General features: G+C 50.5%; 20 protein-coding genes and 1 pseudogene. 17 read left to right on the top strand and 4 right to left on the bottom strand.

The window, feature by feature from the left end; translation table 11 throughout:
* The first annotated feature begins 60 nt into the window (after positions 1-60).
* A complete protein-coding gene (locus NYE24_RS13655) occupies positions 61-846 on the top strand; it encodes an AraC family transcriptional regulator (RefSeq protein WP_036701557.1) in 786 nt (261 codons plus the stop codon).
* 253 nt (positions 847-1,099) lie between these two features.
* On the opposite strand, the gene NYE24_RS13650 is transcribed toward NYE24_RS13655, so the two are convergent.
* Complete coding sequence (locus tag NYE24_RS13650; RefSeq protein ID WP_342477601.1) at positions 1,100-1,963, bottom strand: IS3 family transposase; 864 nt, start codon at positions 1,961-1,963, stop codon at positions 1,100-1,102.
* Positions 1,964-1,974: 11 nt separating this feature from the next.
* Positions 1,975-2,292 carry a transposase gene (locus NYE24_RS13645; RefSeq protein WP_342477600.1) on the bottom strand — a complete coding sequence of 106 codons (318 nt, stop codon included), beginning with the start codon at positions 2,290-2,292 and terminating at the stop codon, positions 1,975-1,977.
* Positions 2,293-2,511: 219 nt separating this feature from the next.
* On the opposite strand from NYE24_RS13645, the gene gpmA reads away from it, so the two are divergent.
* From gpmA to NYE24_RS13615, 6 genes and pseudogenes are all read left to right on the top strand, one after another.
* Positions 2,512-3,261 carry a 2,3-diphosphoglycerate-dependent phosphoglycerate mutase gene (gene gpmA, locus NYE24_RS13640; protein WP_036701556.1) on the top strand — a complete coding sequence of 250 codons (750 nt, stop codon included), beginning with the start codon at positions 2,512-2,514 and terminating at the stop codon, positions 3,259-3,261.
* Positions 3,262-3,508: 247 nt separating this feature from the next.
* Positions 3,509-4,018 carry a DUF2569 domain-containing protein gene (locus NYE24_RS13635; protein ID WP_342478894.1) on the top strand — a complete coding sequence of 170 codons (510 nt, stop codon included), beginning with the start codon at positions 3,509-3,511 and terminating at the stop codon, positions 4,016-4,018.
* A 394-nt stretch (positions 4,019-4,412) separates the two neighbouring features.
* Positions 4,413-4,865, top strand: a pseudogene (locus tag NYE24_RS13630) (PTS glucose transporter subunit IIA); the annotation flags it as partial.
* Positions 4,866-4,905: 40 nt separating this feature from the next.
* On the top strand, positions 4,906-5,739 hold the full coding sequence (locus NYE24_RS13625) for a PRD domain-containing protein (RefSeq protein ID WP_036701552.1): 834 nt from the start codon (positions 4,906-4,908) through the stop codon (positions 5,737-5,739).
* 95 nt (positions 5,740-5,834) lie between these two features.
* Positions 5,835-7,262: a PTS transporter subunit EIIC gene (locus NYE24_RS13620; protein ID WP_036701551.1), complete on the top strand. Its 1,428-nt coding sequence runs from the start codon at positions 5,835-5,837 to the stop codon at positions 7,260-7,262.
* A gap of 36 nt (positions 7,263-7,298) precedes the next feature.
* On the top strand, positions 7,299-8,048 hold the full coding sequence (locus NYE24_RS13615) for a ChbG/HpnK family deacetylase (protein WP_036701549.1): 750 nt from the start codon (positions 7,299-7,301) through the stop codon (positions 8,046-8,048).
* A 76-nt stretch (positions 8,049-8,124) separates the two neighbouring features.
* Here the strand turns inward: NYE24_RS13615 and asd are convergent, their stop codons facing one another.
* A complete protein-coding gene (asd, locus tag NYE24_RS13610) occupies positions 8,125-8,916 on the bottom strand; it encodes an archaetidylserine decarboxylase (RefSeq protein WP_342478893.1) in 792 nt (263 codons plus the stop codon).
* A 90-nt stretch (positions 8,917-9,006) separates the two neighbouring features.
* Entirely contained in the window at positions 9,007-10,104 is a 1,098-nt protein-coding gene (locus NYE24_RS13605) for a YheC/YheD family protein (RefSeq protein WP_036701544.1), read from the bottom strand.
* Positions 10,105-10,320: 216 nt separating this feature from the next.
* Between NYE24_RS13605 and NYE24_RS13600 the strand changes: the two genes are divergently transcribed.
* From NYE24_RS13600 to NYE24_RS13555, 10 genes are all read left to right on the top strand, one after another.
* Positions 10,321-15,435, top strand: a complete 5,115-nt coding sequence (locus NYE24_RS13600; protein WP_342478892.1) for a WIAG-tail domain — start codon at positions 10,321-10,323, stop codon at positions 15,433-15,435.
* A 468-nt stretch (positions 15,436-15,903) separates the two neighbouring features.
* Positions 15,904-16,749 (top strand): glycosyltransferase, encoded by an 846-nt coding sequence (locus NYE24_RS13595; RefSeq protein ID WP_256707556.1) that lies wholly within the window; start codon positions 15,904-15,906, stop codon positions 16,747-16,749.
* Positions 16,746-17,738, top strand: coding sequence for a glycosyltransferase family A protein (locus tag NYE24_RS13590; RefSeq protein ID WP_342478891.1), 993 nt, complete (start codon positions 16,746-16,748; stop codon positions 17,736-17,738). Before NYE24_RS13595 ends, NYE24_RS13590 begins: the two co-directional genes overlap by 4 nt.
* Positions 17,735-18,472, top strand: a complete 738-nt coding sequence (locus NYE24_RS13585) for a glycosyltransferase family 2 protein (protein ID WP_076160957.1) — start codon at positions 17,735-17,737, stop codon at positions 18,470-18,472. Before NYE24_RS13590 ends, NYE24_RS13585 begins: the two co-directional genes overlap by 4 nt.
* Positions 18,473-18,519: 47 nt before the next feature.
* Positions 18,520-19,251, top strand: a complete 732-nt coding sequence (locus tag NYE24_RS13580) for a sugar phosphate nucleotidyltransferase (protein ID WP_036701537.1) — start codon at positions 18,520-18,522, stop codon at positions 19,249-19,251.
* 165 nt (positions 19,252-19,416) lie between these two features.
* A complete protein-coding gene (locus NYE24_RS13575) occupies positions 19,417-20,115 on the top strand; it encodes a LytTR family DNA-binding domain-containing protein (RefSeq protein WP_342478890.1) in 699 nt (232 codons plus the stop codon).
* 38 nt (positions 20,116-20,153) lie between these two features.
* The gene (locus tag NYE24_RS13570) at positions 20,154-20,840 is read left to right on the top strand and encodes a LytTR family transcriptional regulator DNA-binding domain-containing protein (protein ID WP_342479237.1); all 687 of its coding nucleotides are present in this window, start codon (positions 20,154-20,156) and stop codon (positions 20,838-20,840) included.
* A gap of 10 nt (positions 20,841-20,850) precedes the next feature.
* Positions 20,851-21,894: a S8 family serine peptidase gene (locus NYE24_RS13565; RefSeq protein ID WP_342478889.1), complete on the top strand. Its 1,044-nt coding sequence runs from the start codon at positions 20,851-20,853 to the stop codon at positions 21,892-21,894.
* Between the two features lie 128 nt (positions 21,895-22,022).
* Positions 22,023-22,175 carry a hypothetical protein gene (locus NYE24_RS13560; RefSeq protein ID WP_342478888.1) on the top strand — a complete coding sequence of 51 codons (153 nt, stop codon included), beginning with the start codon at positions 22,023-22,025 and terminating at the stop codon, positions 22,173-22,175.
* Positions 22,176-22,275: 100 nt separating this feature from the next.
* Complete coding sequence (locus tag NYE24_RS13555) at positions 22,276-22,938, top strand: ABC transporter ATP-binding protein (RefSeq protein ID WP_342478887.1); 663 nt, start codon at positions 22,276-22,278, stop codon at positions 22,936-22,938.

Genomic DNA, 22,938 nt, shown 5'->3' with positions numbered 1-22,938 from the left:
AGGAACCGGACAAGGTATTATGAAAAGTAAGCTAACGCTACATCTATAGGAGGGAACGATATGCTTCATGCATCGCCATCCTCTTTTGTCATCCTCCCGGCCCTGGCGAAGATTGTCTGTGAACCGGGCTGGAAATGGCAGAAAAGAGAGAAGCCGCTGCAAAACTATGACTTGTTCTATGTCTGGAGTGGAGAGGGTACGGTTGTGCGTAACGGCGTGCCCTATCAGGTGGGGAAGGGAAGCTGCTTCCTGTTCCGGCCGGGGGATTATACCAGTGCCACACATAATCCGCAGAAACCGCTTGTCATTACATATATTCACTTCGATGTGACGGAGGAGGTCACGGAGCTGCCGGCCCCTTACCATGAGCTGACCGAGACGGTGGAGTTCGAGCATCTGCTCGCCCGTTATGTCCGGCTGTTCTTGGTGCAGACCTATGCGGCGGAGGAGGAAGGCCGTCTGATTCTGAAGCAGCTCATGATTCATCTGCTGCGGCAGGATCAGGCGAGGCCGGTCGAGCGCCATGTCAGCAATCAGCTGGCGGAGGTGATCCACGAGGTCGCCAACTATGTCAGCCAGCATCCCGGGGCCGCGCACCGGGTAGAGGACCTGGCCGCCCGGGCGGGGCTGTCCCCGCGTTACTTCTCAATCAAGTTCAAGGAGATCACCGGCTCCTCGGTCCAGTCCTATGTGATCCGCGCACGGATCGAACGGGCCCAGCATCTGCTGCTGTATGCGGGCATGAATGTCACGGAGGTCGCAGATGCGCTCGGCTACCGTGATATCTTCTTTTTCAGCCGCCAATTCAAGCAGCATACCGGGAAAAGCCCGTCAGAGATCCGCTGAAGCAGCGGGGGAGTATCGTGCTGAGTGTGGTGTAGGTATTTCGGGTGCTAGGTGTGCTGTGTGTGCCATGTGTGCTTGATGTGCCATGCGTGCTATGTGTGCTATGCGGACCGAGCGGACCTTATTGTGCGAAAAAGTCACTTATTCCCCACGCTACGGACTCAGGGGCCGTTATCTGACTGATTGGGGCTGAAATAGAGGAGTATAGGCAAACTTAAGAGCATCTGTGGACCTCTGTCAAGAAAGTAGACACTCACGCAACAGATTTTGTAGTGAATTGTTTTGCAAAACGAGCGGGGGAAAGATACCCCAGCGCGCTGTGCATTCGCTTGCGGTTGTAATAAAACTCAATGTATTGAAAAATGGCTGTGTATGCTTGCTCCGGATCTTTGAAACGCGGGTTACAGTAAATGAGTTCCTTCTTTAAAAGACTATGCCAAGACTCAATACATGCGTTATCGTAGCAGTTTCCTCTGCGGCTCATGCTGGACTCCATATGGTACGTCTTTAACTGGTCGACATATTCTTTAGAGGTATATTGAGACCCACGGTCCGAGTGGTGCAGCAGCCCCTTGCCAGGTTGCTTTGCAGTGTATGCTGCCTGTAAGGCGTCCAGAACCAGACGGGTTTCCATGTGGTTGTACAACCGCCACCCTACGATTTCACGCGTGCATAGATCCATCACGCTGGCCAGGTACAAGCGCCCTCCCCGGCAAGGGATATACGTGATGTCGGTCACCCATACGGTATTGGGTTTCAGTACTTTAAAGTTTTGATTCAGCGTGTTCGGTGCAATAGGGTTGTTATGCTTAGAGTCGGTGGTTTGTACACGGTAGGGCTTAGACACGACCGAGCGCAGCTGCATTTCTCTCATGTACACACTCACGGTACGTTCCGTGACCGTATAGCCTTCCTGATGCAACAGACGGGTGATTTTCGGACTCCCATACCGCTTTTGGTGGTCGTCAAAATGATATTGGATTCGCTTCTGCACCGCAGCCTTGTGGAGTTCTTGTGGGCTGGGTTTGGCGTTATACCACTTGTAATATCCGCTCCTGGACACCTGTAGAATGATGCACATCTTCTCCAAGCGAAACTCGGAGCGATGCTTCTTCATGAACTGGAATCTTAATTCCTTGGTTTGCTGAAGATGTGCACTGCTTTTTTTATGATCGCTAATTCTTCCTTTGTATCGGCAAGTTGGACGTCTTTTTCCTGGAGCTGGCGGCGCATCTCTTGGAGCTCTGCTTCAAGTTCCCGTACCCGATCCTTACTCGCGGCCGGTTCATTCTTTAGCTCCCGATATTGCCCCATCCATTGATGCAGTGTACTTTTCGGAATATCAAGCTCTTCCGCGATGTCACCAATGCTCTTCGTCTGTTCTTGAATGAACTTTACCGTTTGCTTCTTGTATTCTTCGTTGTAGCGTTGTCGTTGTTCTCCCACGTGAACACACCTCCGTTGCCCCTATTATCGCTCCGTCCGTTAACGGGTGTCCACTTTCTATTCTAGCTCCACTGTGTCCGCTTGCCTGCGTGATCAGGCAGAATAGCTGAAATAGCGGCTTTCCAGTCCGCAAGATAGGCCTGAAGTTGAAGCGGACACTGCTCTGTGACAGAATAGAAGCAAGAGAAGCCAATCATACACAGGAGAAGGAGAATACTTATGTACGAAATCGTTCTGATACGGCATGGTGAGAGTGAATACAACCGGCAGAATCTGTTTACGGGCTGGAGTGATCCCGATCTGACGGAGAAGGGCGTGGAGGAGGCCATGAAAGCGGGCCGGCTGCTGAAGGAGAACGGATACACCTTCGATCTTGCATTCGCTTCGGTGCTGAAGCGTTCAATCAAGACGCTGAACTATATTCTGGATGAGATGGACCTGCTGTGGATTCCGGTGCAGAAGTCGTGGAAGTTGAATGAGCGCCATTACGGGGCGCTGCAGGGCCTCAGCAAGAGCGAGACCGCTCTGAAATACGGTGAGGAGCAGCTCCATATCTGGCGGCGCAGCCTCTCCGTCCGGCCTCCGATGCTGGAGTCGGATGACCCACGTTATGCGAGACACGATGTCCGCTACAAGGAAGTGCGTCCGGGTGACATCCCGCGCGGCGAGAGCCTGGAGGATACCGTACACCGGGTCGGTGATTTCTGGACCAACCGGATTGTACCGCTGATCCGCAAGAAGGAGCGGGTCCTGATCTCGGCGCACGGCAACACGCTGCGGGCCCTGATCAAGTATATGGAGGATATCGACGAGACCGCGCTGCTCGACCTCAACATCCCGACCGGCGTCCCGCTCGTCTACAAGCTCGACGACGATGTGAAGCCGATAAGCCGCTTCTATCTCGGCGAACCGGAAGAGGTGCAGCAGAAGGCGCGTGAGGTGGCGAATCAGAGTAAGGTTACGGAGTAACCGGAGCGGCGTGGCGTTCAGCTTAGGCTATATAATAAAGGGAGTATTCCAGCCGATATGGGGGTTGGGGTACTCTTTTTTTTTGAAAATTTAAGTAATTATCCTTCTATTTCTCGCTGAAGCGGTACCGTCCTTTAAAAGGATGATAATGCCGTGTTCACTTAGTATTTTACATAATTTGTAGTAGAGTGTAAGGGGAAATATGTATATTCTTGTTAAGGCTACACTATATAAGGAGGAACAAATTGTGGAAATAAATGTACAACCTGCTTCACCCCAAACCTATCCACCGCTACGCCCGTCAGGTCTCGGAGGCTGGCTGGTGCTGGTGCAGATCGGGTTAGTCGCAACATTATTTCAAGTGTCGTTACAGCTGATTAACTACAATATTCCAAGCTTCGGCCGGGAGTATTGGGATCTTCTGGCATCCCCGCAAGGGGAAATGTACCATCCGCTCTGGGCGCCGGCCTTTATATTTGAAGCCGCTGCGAACGGAGTGCTGCTATTGCTGACTATTTTTACTTTGATTTTGTTTTATCAAAAAAAGGCACGCCTGCCGCGCATGATGATTCTGCTCTATTCCGTCAACCTGCTGATAGGGATCATTGACTATGTGCTCGTGATGAATATTCCTGTTGCCAGTGAGCTGCAGGATGGAAGCAGTATGCGTGATCTGATTAGAGCGGTATTCACCTGTGCGTTGTGGACAGCCTACTTCCGGAAATCGGAGCGCGTAAGGTACACCTTTATCCATTAAAAAGGTCCGGGTGATGCCGGCATCTGAAATCATTTAGAAGCTGGAGGGTATTATTTCGCACAATTATAATTAACAAAAAGAAAACGCATACTTATCTCTTGCCAAACGAAATTTAGTATGATATTTTAAATGTGGGCTTGTTACTGAAAAGGCATAACCCAGGACATGTATGCTATTACATGTTTTGGGCTATGCCTTTTTGTATTCTTCGAGACCTAAGGAGTCTAAGAGGTTAGTTCAAACTAAAAAGGGATATGTTAAAGGAGAGGCTATCATGAATGATCATAAGTTATCTGTAGAGAAATTAGACAAGAAAAAAGGGTTGTTTAATAAATTTATTGATAAAATTTCTGGCACATCAAAAGAGGAACCGGTAGAAACGAGTACAGCGGCTGATACGATTGTAGGCAGCCCAATGAAAGGGCAAGTGGTTCCTCTCAGTGCTGTAAAAGATGAAGCCTTCTCTTCAGAAGCACTGGGGAAGGGGGTTGCGATCGTTCCAACCGAAGGAAAAGTCTATGCTCCCGTTGATGGGATCATGACAAACATTTTTCCATCTGGTCATGCTCTTGGTATTACAAGTGTAAAAGGCGTCGAGGTTTTAATTCATGTGGGCCAGGATACTGTGAAATTAAAGGGCAAACATTTCAAACCCGTAGTTAAGCAAGGACAGCCGGTGAAGAAGGGGGATTTACTGCTAGAGTTCGACATAGATGAGATTAAAGCGGCTGGATTTGATATAACGACACCGGTTATCATTTCTAATACCGCTGAGTTTTCCGGAGTTCATGAAACCGATAAACTTACGATTGATTACAACGAGCAATTGCTGCTAGTCGCCATCTAAATGATGCCCTGCAACTAAGCTACTGAAGGTGGGGTTGCTGATGAAAGTGATTAAGAAAATTAACAACAACGTAGCTCTATGCTTGGATGGCAACAATAAGGAATTAATCGCCTTTGGAAAAGGAATAGGATTTCCGGAAATGCCTTATGAAATTACAGATTTAAGTCAGATATCCATGACATTTTATCGGATTGACAATAAGCTTTATAACTTTATTCAGGAGATTCCAGAGAATGTGTTTGAAATTGTGGCTCTAATCGTAAAAAAGGCTCAATTAGAAATAAAAAGCAACCTGAATCCCAATCTTGTGGTTGGTCTCTCTGATCACATTAACTTCGCGCTCATCCGTATGCAAAATTATAAAAAAATGCAAATGTTGTTTTCTTATGATGTGCAACAGCTGTATCCAAAAGAAACTGAGCTTGGAAGATATGCAGTTAAGCTTATTCAAGAGAGACTATTTGTAACCTTACCTGATAGTGAAATTACAAATATTGCGATGCATTTTGTTAATGCACAAGAAGAAAGGGAGCCAGATGAAGGAACCGCTGCAGAGGCTCTGATTTTAGAAATAGCTGATCAGATCGAAAATTTTTATTCGATTACAATTGATAGAAATGACTTCAATTATAATAGATTTGCCATGCACCTGAGATACTTTCTAAAAAGAGTAAACAATAAATCACAGTTCAAAGATGATAAAGCTTCCTTCATGCAAGAAATTAAAAATTCAAACCCACAGGTTTATGAATGTGCCTATAAGATTGGAGATTTTATTAATCAAAGGCTAGACTCTAAAAGTACAGAAGATGAGATTTTGTACCTGATGATGCATATTTACCGGATTGTCCGAAATACGAAAATTGAAGACTAGGGATTGTAACTCGTAATGGAGGCATTACCCAAAGCTATGTGAGTGCGTACTCATATTAGCTTTGGGTTTTTTTATTAAAATAAGGAGTGATCATAATGGCTCAAAACGAAAAAATTGAAAAGACAGCAAGTGAAGTATTAAAAGCAGTTGGAGGGAAAGACAATATTACCACGGTTACACATTGTATGACTAGACTGCGGTTTAACCTCAAGGATGAGAGTATACCAAATGCGGAAGATATCAAAAAGATTCCAGGTGTTTTAGGTACTGTGAATGCAGGAGGACAATTCCAAATCGTGATTGGGCAGACGGTTGACCAAGTCTACAAATCTTTAACTTCAAAGGGTGGAATGGCGAATGTTGTAGAAGCCGACGAAGATTCTGTAAAACAGAAAAAACAAATAACTTTAAAATCCATTGGAAGTGCTGTCCTTGACGCTATTGCCGGTTGTCTCACGCCTTTGATCCCGCTTCTGCTGGCCGTCTCTATGTTTAAGTTACTAGTAGCTGTACTGGGTCAAAATATGCTTAATGTCCTTAATGAATCCAGTGATCTATACACTTTGTTAACCCTTGTTGGAGATGCAGGATTCTACTTCTTCCCGGTTGTGGTCGGTTATACGGCTGCTAAGAAGTTCGGTGCCACACCAGTGTTAGCTATGTTTTTAGGTGGTATTATGATTCATCCAACCATCATAGATATTGCGACTAAAGGTACTGCTTTTTCCGTACTGGGAATTCCAAGTAAAATTCAAAATTATTCCAGTACCATTTTGCCGGTCATCATGTCTGTATGGGTGATGTCCTACATTGAAAAATTCATCAAAAAACATCTCCCTAACACCCTAAAGAGCATTTTGGCACCCTCGCTAACTATTTTTATTATGCTTCCAATTGCTCTTACAGTGCTTGGACCGGTAGGATCTTTCTTAGGGAGTTATATCAGCAATGGACTATTAGGCTTATCTGGTGTAACAGGATTTCTTGGAGTTGCAATTATTGCCGCACTCTATGAGTTCCTCGTAATAAGTGGAATGCATCTTGTGTTAATCACTACACTTATTCTCGCTTTTTCTACGAATGGACATGAGGCTTTGGTTATGCCTGCTGCGATTGCAGCCAGCCTTGCTGTGGCGGGCATGTGTTTGGGGGCAGGACTTCGAATTAAGGAGAGGGAACAACGTAATCTATCCGTAGGATTTTTTGTAGCCGCAATTATTGGTGGAGTTACCGAACCTGGCCTTTATGGTGTAGGTATGAGGTATAAACGTCCGTTTATAGGAATGATTATCGGTGGATTTGCGGGTGGTCTCTATGCAGGTCTAACGGGGGTAACCGCGTATACCTTTATTCCGGTAGCAAGCTTTCTATCTGTCTTTGGCTTTGTCGGGGGGCCTATGTCCAATCTGGTGAATGGTATTATTTCAGCAGTGATTGCCTTTATAGTTTCCACAATCGCTACTTATTTTTTGGGTTTCAAGAAAGGCGATCCGCTTATTACGAGCAATGCCGACAATCGTTAAGAGGAATCATTGTATTGAATGTGAGGGGGACTTGAAATGAAAAAATTATTATTAAGGGCTGATGATCTAGGCTACTCCGAAGGAGTTAATTACGGTATTGCTAAAAGTGTAAAAGACGGCATCATTGGAAGTGTGGGAGTAATGCCCAATATGCCGGCTGCTGTGCACGGGCTAGAACTGTTAAAGGATGCAGATGTTTGCTTGGGGCAACACACTAATGTATGTCTTGGCAGACCGCTCACTCCTCCCGACTTAATACCAAGCATCACAAATAAAAACGGGGAATTTAAATCATCGCGTGAATACCGCCAGACCGAAGAAGACTTTGTCGTTCTTGATGAAGTCATCCTTGAAATTGAAGCTCAATACCATAGATTTGTCGAGCTTGTTGGTGAACCTCCGCGTTATTTTGAAGGTCATGCCGTTTTCAGTGCTAACCTCTTAAAAGGTCTGGAAATCGTCGCGGAAAAGTACGGTCTTAAATATTCTGGATTTTCTATGGATGATAATCCTGTAAAGATTGGAAGCAAGGATGTTTTATTTCATATGGACAGTATGAAGCCTGATTATGTTCCTTTTGAGTCTTTAAGATCCGCTATGAAAAATGCCGAAAAAGATGAATACCATATGTTTATCTGTCATCCTGGCTATGTGGACGGATATCTTTTGAAAAACTCGTCTCTCACCTTGCCAAGGCCATTGGAAGTAGATATGTTATGCGATCCCAAGACAAGAGAATGGCTGATTGAAGCAGGAATAGAGCTAATTACTTATGATGAACTATAAAGCTCTTAAAGTTAAATATAAAAAGGACTTCGGGCTTATTCTGCCTGAAGTCCTTTTTTTAAAGAAAATGTTACTGTCAAACCGGCCGCCGCATCTCTCCCAGCAGCTCGCCCATCTTCACCTTCATGTCCGGAGCAAGCCCGGGGCGCGGGGTGAAGGTGCCGCTCTCCATCAGCAGAACTACCGTGGAACCGAATTCGAAATATGCCAGGTCATCGCCGCATTGCCACTCTCTGGCCGTCTCGTCGGTGTAGCGGATACTGCTCACATTCATTGCGCCTACCTTGACCACGGCGGTCTCGCCATGGCTGCCGGCTATATAAGTAATCAGCCGTTCATTGCGGCTCAGGACACTCTTCATATGGCGCATGCCGAAATCATTCACGGGGTAAGCCCGGCCGCGGATATAATCGCTCTCCCTCAGCTGCCCGGTTAACGGGGAGTGAATCCGGTGATAATCGGTAGGGCTTAAGTAGAGGACGAAATAATAGCCTTTCTTGTACAGTTCAAGGTGTGGTGAGTGATTAAGCAAATCCTCCAGCGTATAATCCTGCCCCTTCACATTCATTATCGTGCCGCAGTTGATTTCGCCCATTGCCGTAATCATAGCGTCTACAGGACTGGCTACGGCATGCTCACCGCTGGCCACCGGGCGCATTCCCGGCTTCAGGCGGCGGCTGAAGAATTCATTCAGTGTACGGTATTCTCCGGCAGCCTTCTCCGCCTCGGCGGCAGGAATCTGATAGGAACGAATAAATACCGGAATCATAAGGCGGCTGAGTCTGCTGTGGGATAAAGCCCCCATCAACCTGGAAAGCCATCTGTGCGAGGATAGCTCGGTCATCAGCCGCAGCAATTGTTTAACCATGCCCATCTCCCTTCCATCATGCAGCAGTGTTATCCCGTGCCAAGGGACTCCACCCGCTCTGCATTATATTGACATAGAATAGGAGACAAATCAATAAGAGTTCATTCTTAATGCTTCTTCGTACAGATATCTGGCATAGCCCATAGGCTGGCGGTAGCTGTCTTTCCATACCCCGCGCAGTCCGGCTTTCTGGAAGCCGTAACGCTGGTCGCGCCCGTTGCATTCAATGAAATACAGATGTCCGTGCTTCGTGACACCGATGTCCAGACCGATATCGGCCAGCCCCGGCAGACTCTTCTCCAGCTCACGGGCGATGGCGAGACTGAGGGAGAGGACGGACATACGGATTCTGGCTGCCTCTTCTCCAGGGAATGCCTGCTCCAGCGCAAAAGATGACTTCAGGGCTTCGCCCCCTCTGGCGATGTTCGATACAAAGCCGCCGGGTGCAGCCAGCTTGGCGAACAGGCCGGTGACCTGCCACGCTCCGCCCCAGCCCCGTTGTACCGTGACACGCAGGTCAAAAGGGCGTCCGTTAATCTCGGCCAGCGGAATCCGTTCCTGGACCAGATAGGGCACGGAAGAGAGCCGGGCGCGGAGGATCCGGGGAAGGGCGTCTGGGTTTACGGCTCTGCTAACCTTGCGTCTTGAGCCAGAGAGAGAGTAGCTCCAGAGCCATCGCCCTTCGCCGCTGCGGGTGAGCCGCATCACGCCGTTACCCACGCTGCCCCGGCAAGGCTTGAGGATCAGATCCGGGTAGCGGTTCATCATCTCCCTCAAGCCGGAAAGTCCGCTTGCTGTGACTGGCAGAACGGCTTGTAGTTCCCGGCTGCGCTCCAGCAGGCTGTGAATCTGATCCTTGCCGTAACGATTGCAGGTGTTGTATACCTGAATACCCTGCTGGAGCAAGCGCTCGACGCCGGTGCTGCGCGGATCATAGATTGCCCGGTTGTGGATGACCTCCGGCGTAGGGACGATCTGTCTCCGGTAGCCTTGCGGACCTTTCTTCATATAGACACTGCTGAAGCCTGACGCCACGTTGATGTCAGACAGCTTCACAAAGCAGGGGGTTAATCCGTATGCGGCGGCGGCCTCTTCGTAGTTAGCCAGAGATTCCTGTCCGGTTTTTAACCGGGGAACGCCCCCGTGCATAGCGGCATTTAGCAGTATCCCAACGAGCTTTTGCCCCATGTTCGTTCCTCCTGTTATTTTGAAGTACTTCCCGGCTGTTTTTATGTCTCCTGTCATTGTATGTATGTATGTGCCCGTAAGGGTTGGACGGATGCGCGGCGGCAGATGCCCTTTTTTGGAAGGGGAAGAATGGATTCCAGGCAAGAGAAGGGTGTCATCCGCCCATGCTGCTGCATATGATGCCTAGAAGATACAGATGGAAGGAGGAGACTGCTTGTGAAGGGTCCCAAACGAAAACAGCAGCGCAGTACAAAAAGACCGCTCTATTACGTGGATAATCCCGATACGACTGAACTTAGCATGTTGGACAGCAGTCCCAAAACACAGAAAACCCAACAATCGGCAGCGGTGGAATCGGCTGAGGCAGAAGATATTACCCTGCAGGTGAGCGGGGTGGAGATGCTGGAAGTGACCGCCCCGCCCCAGCAGACTGTACCTGCACTGGAGGGGAATCAGGGAACCGTGAAGGAAGAGGTGCTCGGGCAGGAGGACCGTGCTGCCCTGCTTGAAGCTGAGGTAACGGCTCCCCTGGAAAAGGAACGCCTCCAGCCCGTATACACCGATGATCTGTCTGATGGCGCCGTCACCGGTGCCAAGATTGCTCCACGTACCATTGACGGGTCCAGGCTAAAGCATGGCATCATCGGCACACCCTGGCTGCAGGACTATGCAGTGCAGAGCATCAACCTTGCGGACCGGGCGGTAACCTCCTCGAAGATAGCGCCGGAGTCCATTACTGGTGAGCATCTGGCGGAGAGCAGCGTCAGCGGAGGCAAGCTGCTGGATCACTCCATTGGCGGGGAAAAGCTGAAGGACGGCAGCGTCGGTCCAGAGAAGCTGGCAGACCGGATGATCAGCGGAGGACATATCTCCGATGGTGCCATCAGCAGCCGGCATCTGAGTGAGTTCATCATCACAGCGGAGCTGCTGGATGATGGGGCGGTGACTGGTGAGAAGATTCTCAGCAGCAGCATTGACAGCCGCCATCTCAGCAACGGCAGTATTGACCGCTCTAAGCTGGCTGACGAAGCAGTGTCCGCCGACAAAATCGCCGATGGTGAGATCAGCGGTGTCAAGCTGGGCGATGCGGTGATCGAGAGCCGGCATGTGGGAGAAGGCGTCATTACCGCCAAGCATCTGGCACCGGGTGCCATTGGACGGGAACAGCTGGCGGCGCGCCTGATCGGCAAGGAACAGCTTCAGCCCGGTATTATTGAGAGCGGGCATCTCGCGGATGGGGCTGCCGGGTCCCGGCAGATCGGGGCGAAGGCTGTCCGCAGCCAGCATATTAACCCGGAGAGCATCCATGCGGACCATATCGCGGAAGGTGAAATTGGCAGCCGTCATCTGGCAGACCGCAGCATTTCTTTTGTGAAGCTGGCGGATGGTGCGGTAGGGACTACACAGCTGATTGAGCAGGCGGTTACCTCTTCCAAAATAGCGGATCAGAGCATTCTGGCCCATAAACTGGCTGATGAAGCCGTAATGACGCGCCATATTGCGAAATCCGCTGTCCGCAGTGCGCAGATTGCCGCGCAGGCTGTCACTTCGGCACATTTGCAGCGCGATGCCGTGGATAATTCTCATCTAGCCGCAGAGTCTGTAGGCTCAGCCCAGCTGCAGGAGCACTCCGTCCTGACCGGCCATCTGGCCAAAGGGGCAGTTACGGAAGAACAACTGGGATATGAATCCGTTACTGGAGAACATATTAGCCCGCAGAGTATTACCGCAGCCAAGCTGGCGGACGGCAGCATCATTACCGCCAAGCTGGCCATGGGCGCGGTCGGGGGGACGATCCTTGCAAAGGAAGCTGTCAGCGGAGAGCATATTGCGGTCTGCGCCGTGGAGGAGAAGCACCTGGCGGACGGCAGCATCAGCGGGCGGGTGCTGCAGGAGGAGGCTGTAGATGCTGGTCATCTGGCATCCGGCGCCATAGAACGCCGGCATCTGGGAGACAGCAGTGTGACTTCATCGGCGCTGCAATCCGGTTCGGTCACGGCAGATAAGCTGTCCTCCGGTGCCGTCAAGGAGGCTCATCTTACTGCGGCGATCGTGCAGCCGCATCATTTGGCTGACTATGCCGTCACTTCCCTGAAGTTATCGCCGGAGAGTGTCTCGACGGATAAGCTGGGCGATCTGGCCGTCACTTCAATCAAGCTGGCGGACGGAAGTGTAAGTGCGGAGAAGCTGGCAGCCTCAGCAGTGCAAAGTGAGCATCTGTCGGCAGGCGCGGTCGGCCCGGATTCGCTTAAGGATACGTCTGTACAAGGCAGACATCTTGCAGCGGGCAGCGTGGGCGGTGGACATATCCGGCCGATGTCGATCGGCAACGGACATCTTATTCCAAGCTCTGTCTCATCGATCCAGATTCAGGATGGCAGCATCAGCGCCGCCAAGCTGGCAGAGGGAGCGGTAGCTTCCCAACATCTCACCCCCGGCAGTGTGGGCGGAAGCCAGCTGGCTGAGGCCTCAGTGGAAGGTCGGCATCTCGCGGATGGCGGCATTCGCCTGGCGCATCTGGCGGAGGAGGTCCGCAGTGCGGAGCTACTGCCTAAAGGCAGCATTGGCGCAGAGAAGCTGGCAGCAGGTGCTGTAGAATCGGTTCATTTGGCTGAAGCCATTGTTCAAGCCGTTCATTTGGCACCGGCAGCGGTAGAAGCCCGGCATATCGGTGCCGGAGAGATTACGCTGGCCCATCTGGCCAAGGAGACGCGCAGCGCGGATCTTCTCCCGGATGGCAGCATTGCAGGCAGCAAGCTGGGAGCAGGGGTGGTAGGGGCCTTCCATCTGGCTGCGGGCAGTGTGTATAGCGGCCATCTGGCTGCGGATGCAGTAAGCAGCCGGCATATCCGCGCCGGTAGCATTCAGCTCAGTCATCTGGCTCCCGATACGCGGGGCGCGGACCTGCTGCCGGATGGCAGTATAGGTGGAAGGAAGCTGGCTGAAGGCGCAGTGGATTCGCAGCATCTCCAGCCGCAGAGCGTGGAGACAGAGCATCTTGCAGATGGAGTGATTCAGGAGCGTCATTTGGGCTCAGGAATTATCCGGCTGGCGCATCTGGCAGAGGAGACGAGAAGTGCGGAGATACTGCCGGACGGCAGTATAGATGCAAGTAAGCTTGCTGAGGGCGCAGTGCATTCGCAGCATCTCCAGCCGCAGAGCGTGGAGGCAGAGCATCTTGCAGGCGGAGTGATCCAGGAGCGTCATTTGGGCTCAGGAATTATCCGGCTGGCGCATCTGGCAGAGGAGACGAGAAGTGCGGAGCTGCTGCCGGATGGCAGTATAGGTGGAAGGAAGCTGGCTGAAGGCGCAGTGGATTCGCAGCATCTCCAGCCGCAGAGCGTGGAGGCAGAGCATCTTGCAGATGGAGTGATTCAGGAGCGTCATTTGGGCTCAGGAGTTATCCGGCTGGCGCATCTGGCAGAGGAAATGAGAAGTGCGGAGTTGCTGCCGGATGGCAGTATAGGTGGAAGAAAGCTGGCTGAAGGCGCAGTGGATTCGCAGCACCTCCAGCCGCAGAGTGTGGACGCAGAGCATCTTGCAGGCGGAGTAATTCAGGAGCGACATTTGGGGTCGGGGATTATCCGGCTGGCGCATCTGGCGGAGGAGACAAGAAGTGCGGAGCTGCTGCCGGATGGCAGTATTAGAGGAAGCAAGCTGGCAGCGGGTTCTGTGGGTTCTATCCATCTGGCTTCCGGCAGTATCTATGGAGGTCACCTGGCGCCTGAAGCTGTGGATGGCTGTCATATCCGTCCCGCCAGCATCAGCCTGGAGCATCTGGCCCAGGATGCCCGTACCTCCGAGCTTCTGCAGGACGGCAGCATTACAGGGGAGAAGGTTGCTCCTCACAGCATTGGAACCAGGCATCTGGCGGAAGGCGCAGTGGGAAGCTCAGAGCTTCAGGATGAGGCAGTGGATGGTTCCAAAATCTCTTCCTTTGCCATCCAGTCCCGGCATCTGGAAGAAGACAGCGTGCAGAGCTACCACATTGTTCAGGGTGCGGTGAGCGGAGATCATCTGGCGACCGATTCAGTGGATAGCTGCCATCTCCGCGCGGGCAGCATCAAGCGTGAGCATCTGGCCGAGAACACGCTGACCTCCGAGCTGCTGGGTGAGGGCAGCATAGACGGCAGCAAGCTGGCGCCAGGAGCTGTGGGGTCTAACCATCTGGCTCCGGGCAGCATCTACGGAGGCCATCTGGCTCCGGGAATCGTTGACGGACGCCATATCCGCAGCGGCAGTATCGGCCTGGAGCATCTGGCTGAGAATGCGCTGACCTCCGAGCTGCTCCCGGACCATAGTGTTACCGGAGAGAAGCTTGCTCTTCACAGCGTCGGCACCGGGCATCTGGCTGAAGGTGCGGTAGGAAGCACCGAGCTGCAAGACGAGGCGGTGAACGCTTCCAAAATCGCTTCCTTTGCCATCCAGTCCCGGCATCTGGAAGAAGAGAGCATTCAGAGTCATCATATTGCTCAGGGGGTAGTGAGCGGGGATCATCTGGCGCCTGATTCAGTGGATAGCAGCCATCTCCGCGCGGGCAGCATCAAGCGTGAGCATCTGGCCGAGAACACGTTGACCTCCGAACTGCTGGGAGAGGGCAGTATAGACGGAAGCAAGCTGGCGCCAGGAGCGGTGGGGCCTAATCATCTGGCTCCCGGCAGCATTTACGGAGGCCATCTGGCTCCCGGAATCGTTGACGGACGCCATATCCGCAGCGGCAGCATCGGCCTGGAGCATCTGGCCGAGAATACGTTGACTTCCGAGCTGCTCCAGGACCATAGTGTTACCGGAGAGAAGCTTGCTCTTCACAGTGTCGGCACCGGGCATCTGGCTGAAGGTGCGGTAGGAAGCACTGAGCTGCAGGACGAGGCGGTGAATGCTTCCAAAATCGCTCCCTTTGCCATCCAGTCCCGGCATCTGGAAGAAGACAGCATCCAGAGTCATCATATTGCTCAGGGTGTAGTGAACGGTGATCATCTGGCTCCCGGATCCGTCCATGCGGAGCATCTGTCCTTCCATCCGGTGCAGAGTGTCGGGAACCGCGATGTTTTGCAGCAGTTCGGGATGACGGCGTTTATGTTCAATGGTGATTCTGAGAGTGTAGAGGTGACGGTCTCTTTTGACGAGAGCTTCGGTCATACCGGCTATGTGCTGGTTGCCATGGCTAACCAGCCGTACTTCCATGCCTCATTGAAGAACAGAACAGGCGGAGAAGCGACGATTGAGGTGGTACGGCTGCGCGAAACTCAGCATTTCTATGGCGTGCTGTCGTGGATTGCACTTGGCACTCCGCTGGTCAAACCTGCTGTGGAGCATCGCGCTTTTGACTGATCTGCGACTATTGGCGGTTAGTGGGGTACGCGAATTCTCGTTGCTGCAACATATGCTCAGATCGTAGACAGGTTGGAATGTGTATGAGGCGCAGCCGTTGGCTGCGTCTTTCTTTGAAATATAGTCTATATGTTTCACTCGATAACTTATCTTTCTATTGCTTACTGAACCGGGAATTGCGAGCGGAAGGACAAGCAGGGAAGCCGGGAGAATGCTGAAGCTGCTCTGAGCAGATCTGTTCCAACCTGCCACGACCTGCCTTAATATATTCTGTTTGCTGATGGACGGAGTGTTCCTGCTCCTGTAAATGCTCCTTTACTGGCCTATTACCGGGTGGAGGCGCATAGCGGCATTTGTCCAATTATCTGACCTCAGGGAGACACTTGCCGTTACCGGGGGTGGCGGGATACATAGACTATGGTGTAACCCTCAGCCCGGGAGCAGCCCTGTGAAGGAAGGTGGATGAGCATGAAAAGAAAAGGAGTATCTGCCCGCCGCACGGGGCGGCGGGCGACCCGGACAGCACGGCGGCCAGTGACACGGCCGGTGCGGCCTGCTATACCGCCGCCAGCGGTGAATCATCCGCAGCCTGAGGTGTCGGTTATTATTCCGGCCATGAATGAGGCGGCGACGATTGCCGCGGTAATCGCCGGAGCCAGAGGCGTTCATCCCCGCTGTGAGGTTATTGTGATTGTTAACGGTTCTGCAGATCAGACCGCAGAGATTGCGCGCTCCTGCGGAGCGAACGTAATTGTGTATGAACAGCCGCTCGGGCATGATGTCGGGCGAAGCGTAGGTGCTGCGGCTGCGAAGGGAGCGGTTCTGCTGTTCACGGATGGGGATCTGGTAATCCCCGCCTCACAGCTGCGTCCCTTCGTGACGGCGGTCAGCGGCGGAGCGGATCTGGCACTGAATGATTATTCCGGTCCGGTCCGCAGCAGAGTTCCGCATCCGGTGGTGTTATCCAAGCATGTGCTGAATCTTCTGCTCGGAAGGTCTGAGCTGAAGGGCTGCTCCTTGACTGCCGTCCCTCATGCGATTAGCCGCAGAGCGCTGGAGGTTCTGGGCAGCGGCCTGCTGTCGAGACCGCCGCTCGCCCATGCGCAGGCAGTGCTAGAGGGCCTGGTTGTGACAGCGGTGCATAATGTGCCTGTAGGCAGGATGAACGCGGTCCGCCGGAAACACAGCGGCAGTGATCTTCTGCAGGAGGCTATCCTCAGAGACCACTTGGATGCTGTAGCCCTGGTGCTGGAACGCAAGGGCGGCCGGGCGGGCTTCGGGGACGGCACCCGGCGAAGGGAGATGGTGAGATGATGGAAGAGCGGGAAGTATCCGTCAGCGGCCGGTCTTCAGCGCGGCGTACTGCCCCCGGAAGCAGCAGCTCTAAAGGCCGCGCCACCGGACGCGGCGCAGCAGTGCGCAGAGGCGCCTCCAAGCAGCGGTCCGCGCAGCGCCGCAGCAAGCCTGCGGCGGCGGGCCTGGACCTCTCCCGGTCCAAGCGGAAGCCTGCTTCCGGGCGGCGGGTCCTGTCCCTGCCGGCATCGCAGGGTTCGCTGTCGGTGATTATCTCGGCCAGGAATGAGGAGCAGACGTTGCCGAAGCTGCTGGAGCAGGTGGAACGCCTGAAGCCGCAGGAGATTATTGTGGTGCTGAACGGCTGTAATGACCGTAGTTTTCAGCGGACACGGTTATGCGCTCAGGCGAGTATAGTGTGCATTCCGGAATCTGCCGGACATGATGTAGGGCGTTCCCTTGGCGCCAAGCTCAGCCGGGGAGATATCCTGTTGTTTCTGGATGGCGATATGGTGATCTCCGCCGGGCAGCTATCCTCTTTTGTGGCTGCGGTGGACCGCGGGGTGGATGTGGCGCTCAACGACCTTGATCCGCTTCTGCCCCCCTTCGGGCTAAGTGATGCGGTTACCCGCTGCAAGCTCTACCTGAATCAGGTTCTGGGCCGCCCGGATCTTGGAGCAAGCTCCATGACAGCCGTTCCGCATGCCTTATCCCGCCGGGCGCTGGAGAGAATCGGCTACCGCGAGCTGATGGTGCCGCCTCGGGCGCTGGCGCTCTCCATTATGGGCCGCCTGCGGGTAGAGAAGGCGGGAGGGGTGAATGTGATCAAGCAGAACCGGCTGCGCCAGGGCAACACGGGAGCCGGCAATGCCATAGAGCAGCTGATTGCCGGTGATCACGCCGAAGCTCTGGTCTGCGTAATTGCCCACCGGCAGAGCAGCGGGCAGCTGTCGGACGAGAACCTGCTGGAGCACCGCAGGCAGATTGCTGCCTGGAGGAACGCGCTATGACAATGACGAGCATTATTATTCCTACGTATAACAGGCTCGGGCTGCTGCGCTCCTGCGTCGAATCGATCAGAGCGCATACCCGGTCTGCCTATGAGATTATTGTAGTGGACAATGCCTCGAATGATGGTACCGAAGCCTACTGCCGGGCCAGCAAGCTGACGCTCATTTCCCTCCCGGAGAACCGCGGTTTTCCGTTGGCCTGCAATATCGGGCTGCAGCTGGCTGCGGGGGAGGAACTGCTGCTGTTGAACAATGACGTCATTGTGTCGCAAGGCTGGCTGGATAATCTGAAGAATGCTTTATACAGTGCCCCTGATATAGGAATTGTCGGACCAGTAACGAATTATGCCAGCGGACGGCAGCAGGTACAGACCTGCTATACGGATATTGCAGGCTTCCATGCCGAGACGCTCCGGACCAATATCCCGGATGCGGCGAAGTGGCTGGAGACCCGAAGGCTTGTAGGTCTGTGTTTTTTATTCAAAAGACAGCTTATGGACGCGATTGGCCTGCTTGATGAACGTTTTTCGCCGGGGCATTATGAGGATGACGATTACTGCTACCGTGCCCGGCTTCAGGGATACCGGCTGCTGATTGCCGGAGATTGCCTGGTTCATCATGAAGGCAGCGCCAGCTTCAAGGAGGTCTATTCTGCCTCATTGCAGGAGCTGGTGGAGCGCAACCGCAGGATTTTTATGGAGAAATGGCAAGTGGACCCGTCGCAGTTTATCTGAGACCGCTGGCCGAAGGCTAAAGACGTAGAGAAAGAGGAGGAACGTAAGTGAAAGGAGTCATACTGGCAGGCGGAACAGGAACAAGGCTATACCCGCTCACCCGGCTAATGAACAAACATTTGCTTCCGGTCGGCAAATACCCTATGGTGTGCTACGGGATTGAGCGGCTGCGCCAAGGGGGGATCACCGATATTCTCCTGGTCATCAGCAAACAGTCCGCAGGACAGTACACTGACTTTTTGGGCAGCGGCGCGGAATTCGGCGTCTCCCTGACTTACAAAATCCAGGAGGCGGCAGGCGGCATCGCGGAAGCGCTGGAGCTGGCGGAAGGATTCATCCTGCCGGGGGAACGGTTTGTCGTGCTGCTGGGGGATAATCTGTTCATGGACAGTCTGGAGCCTTATGTGAAGAGTTATCTGCAGCAGCCGGCGGGGACCGCGAAGGTGCTCCTGAAGCCTGTCGAGGATGCGCGCAGATACGGGGTTCCGGTGTTTGACAGTGCAGATGCCTCCCTGATTGCTTATATTGAAGAGAAGCCGGAGCAGCCGAAGACGAAATTCTGTGTTACAGGCATATATATGTACGATGAAGCAGTATTCGATATCATCCGCCGGATTTCGCCTTCCAGAAGGGGTGAGCTGGAGATTACCGATGTGAACAACCTGTATGCTGCCGAGCGCAAGCTGAGCTATGATGTGCTGCAAGGCTGGTGGAGCGACGCGGGAACCTTCCAGTCTCTGCGCGAAGCCGGAGATAAGCTGAGAGATACGCTGCCGTAAGCAACAGGTGATCCGTGCTCAAGCGAAACCAGCCCTGAAAGGATGCCTTTCAGGGCTGTTCGGGTTTTCCGCGCTTGGGAGAAGGGTTTTGCTGGTTAATAGAGAATATCTATATTTAATGTCAAAAAAATGAATAAGATTATAAAAAAAAGGATGTAGGTAATAATGAAAGTGGCAATTTGTACTGAGGATGTTTCTTTTTCAGCACAAGTTGAGAAATTCATCCGATATTATGCTGAGAAAAACAACTTATTATTGGAGATTCAATGCTTTTCAAATCCCATCGCCCTATTAGAAACAGTGAATTGCGACTATCGAATATTTCTCTTAGACCCTGCTATCCCCCAAGTGAAGAATAGGAGGTTAAATCAATCCCTAAGAAAAACAGACCGATATGCCTATTTCATATATTTGACCAGCAATCTTGCTATCGAGACGTATTCAGTCTATTTCACAAGTTATTTGACGACGCCTGTAAATCAAACCTTGGTAAATAGAGAAATGAATAAAGCCATCACCCAGCTTAATCAAATAAAAAATGATTACATCTTTTTAAAAAATCATGAGGGCTACGTTAAATTATATTTGTTAGAAATTGTCTATGTTGAGACATTTAATAAAAAGCTGCTGATACATACCCTGCATGGGGAGTATTCTTGTGTAAAAAAAATTAGTGAGCTTGAGCAGGAATTGGGGTGCTACCCGTTTGTCCGTTGCCATAACAGCTATATTGTGAACATGAATTACATTAGAAAAATATGCAGCAATGAAATTGAACTGGAAAGCAGTGAAAAAATTCTGGTCAGCAAATGCAGAAAAAAAGAGGTCATTGAAAGTTTTTTAAATTATGTAAAGAGTGTATAAGTGTAGTGCATATCGGAGGTGTTGAACAATTGATCAAGGTGGCTATTTGTATCGATAACCCTGCGTTGTCGAAAGAGATTAGCAACTGTTTGCGTCAGTGTTGCTTACCTAACGGGACCCAAGTCAGCATAACCTTTCACAATGAAAACAGTTTATTACGGGAAATGAGCAGTGGAAAATATGATCTGATTTTTCTGCATGTGAATATTCCCAGACAACAAGCGTTAAAAGTTGTTGAAAAAAGCAATGTGAATGTTGTTTTTGTTTGTACTTATTTGACAGTATCGTTTTATTTGGATTTAGGGGTCTACGACAACGTTATTTTTCTCAAAGAACCATCCATCAAAGACAACATCTACGTATTAGTCAATGAAACCTTAAGATTGAAGAGCATTAGAGAGAGGGAGGTTCTGTTAATTAAAAATCAGCACGGAATCTTCAAAGTCAGATTATGCGATATCCTGTTTTTAGAGAACCATGATAAAAGCATTCATGTTCATACACAAACTGAAGTCATCACCAGCTTTAGAACAATGAAGGAATATGAGTGCAAACTGGTGAACCACGGTTTCTATAGATGTCACACCAGTTATATTGTAAACACAAATTACATAGCAAGTATCCAGGCAAGTGCACTCAGCCTAATAAATAATCAGACTATCCCGATCAGCCGCTACAGAAAAAAAGGTCTGATGGAGACATATTCATTTCATGGAGTGATGTGAAGGTGCGGTGTTGAACAGAATTAAAGTTGCTGTTATAGATTCGGGTGTCAACTTACATGATACTGTATTGCATAAGCGCAACATTGAAGCCATAAAAATAGAAAACCGTATATGCCAAAGCTGGGAGGCTGACAGCAATGGACACGGCACAGATGTAGTGAAGATTATTTCTGGACAGACTGAGGCCGCTGCGATCCTTTCCATACAGATCTTAAATCACTGCAATAAAGGCTCAATTGATGATTTATGCGAAGCCATTCAATATTGTGTTAGAAAAGGAGTAGATGTGATCAATCTGAGTTTAGGCATGAATATGAAATGTGCCGAGCAAATTAAGAGGCTGAAGCAATGCTGTGACTTTGCAGTTGAATCGGGTGTCGTTCTAATTTCATCAAATCATAATCATGATCATTCAGAGCTTGACTCCTATCCTTTTGCCTTCAGCAACATCATCGGTGTTCAGTGTTCCGCGGGTTTGGGCACAACAATAAAGGTGGATCGTGAACAGAACAATATAGTTTTTAATGGAAGTATAGTTAGTGTTCCTGATAATGAAAGGGTGATCCTCAGAAAAGGGAACAGCTTTATTACACCAATGGTTACCGGCCTATGGTGTGAATACAGGAAGGAGCAAGCCGGAGATTTTTTTTCATATCTGGAACAAATACAGGAGATTTCAACCAAAATCTTCTTTAACAAAAATGATGAGCAAAGCTACGAACAGTTCAGCTCAAAAAAAGTGGGCTACTTTTATTTGAAAAAAAGCTCTAACGATATGAATGTTATCAACCAGCTTAAGCGGTATGCAACTGTCCTTCCCCTTAGTATAAATGAAAAAATAGATTTTTTTGAGATATGTAAAATAGATTTTTTATTTTTTGGAGAGATAAGCAAAGGCGAGTACAATAACTGTCTAGTAAATGTCTTGGATCTTACAGAAACTGCGGCGGCTCATGGGGTGAATATTGTTATGATGGTACCCTTTATGAGTATCTCTCAAAGATTGAAATTCTTCGGAAAGTACAATGTGAGCGTCCAAAGTATATATTTTTAAATAATATGCTATTTTTACTTTTAAATGGTCAATTTAGTAAGTATTGCTTTCGAAGGAGAATAATTGGGTGTAAAGTTAGGGTATAAAGCTTGCAGGATATAGGAGCGAATGAGAGGAGGGAATAAGACATGAGTCAAAAAACAGTTGTGGAAGAACAAATTAACGTTATTGATGAAGCTGAAGAAATTGAAGGGTATGCCTATTGCAGCTCTCACAAGGAAAAATGTTTGAATGACTGTATCAATCCTCTTCCTAATGCCATGATTGCAGACATCAACTAAGAAACGGAATAAAAAGGTTTTAAACTACAATGAAGGATTACTCAGTAGTTTAAAACCTTTTTCATTGTAACATTAGTATTCCAAGAAAGGATGTTATGAAGTGGCTGTTCTTGAAATCACACATATGAAAAAAGACTATGGTGAAGGATCAAACCGGACCCAAGCCTTGAACGATATCAATTTGTCTGTGGAGCATGGAGAATTTATCGCCATTGTGGGCACCTCCGGGAGTGGGAAAACCACCTTGTTGAATATGATGGGCGGATTGGATGTCCCGACAGAAGGAAATGTGGTCATTCAAGGATGTGAACTATTCCAACTCAGTGATGATCAGCTTACGGTGTTCAGACGGCAGAATATCGGGTTTATATTTCAAGACTATAATTTGCTTCCTGCGTTAAATGTGCGGGAGAATATCGTACTTCCAGTAGAACTGGACAACAACCAGATGGATGCAGCTTATTTGGAGAAGATTCTGAAGATGCTTGATCTCTACGACAAGCAGACGAAATGGCCGGGGCAATTATCCGGAGGACAGCAGCAACGGGTAGCCATTGCAAGAGCTTTGGCTAACCAACCGGCAATTATATTGGCAGATGAGCCAACGGGGAACTTGGACAGCAAAACCAGCAGCAATGTAATCGAGCTGTTGCGAATGAGCAACAAGCAGTTCAATCAAACCCTGATTATGATTACGCATAATTCAGATATTGCTGCGCTTGCAGACCGGATAATAAGGATTGAAGATGGGAGAATTTCATAG

The sequence above is a fragment of the Paenibacillus sp. FSL H7-0350 genome (assembly GCF_038593195.1).
Lineage (GTDB): Bacteria > Bacillota > Bacilli > Paenibacillales > Paenibacillaceae > Paenibacillus_AQ.
The sequence above is the reverse complement of the archived record's forward strand: the minus strand, read 5'-3'. Positions and strand labels throughout refer to the sequence as shown.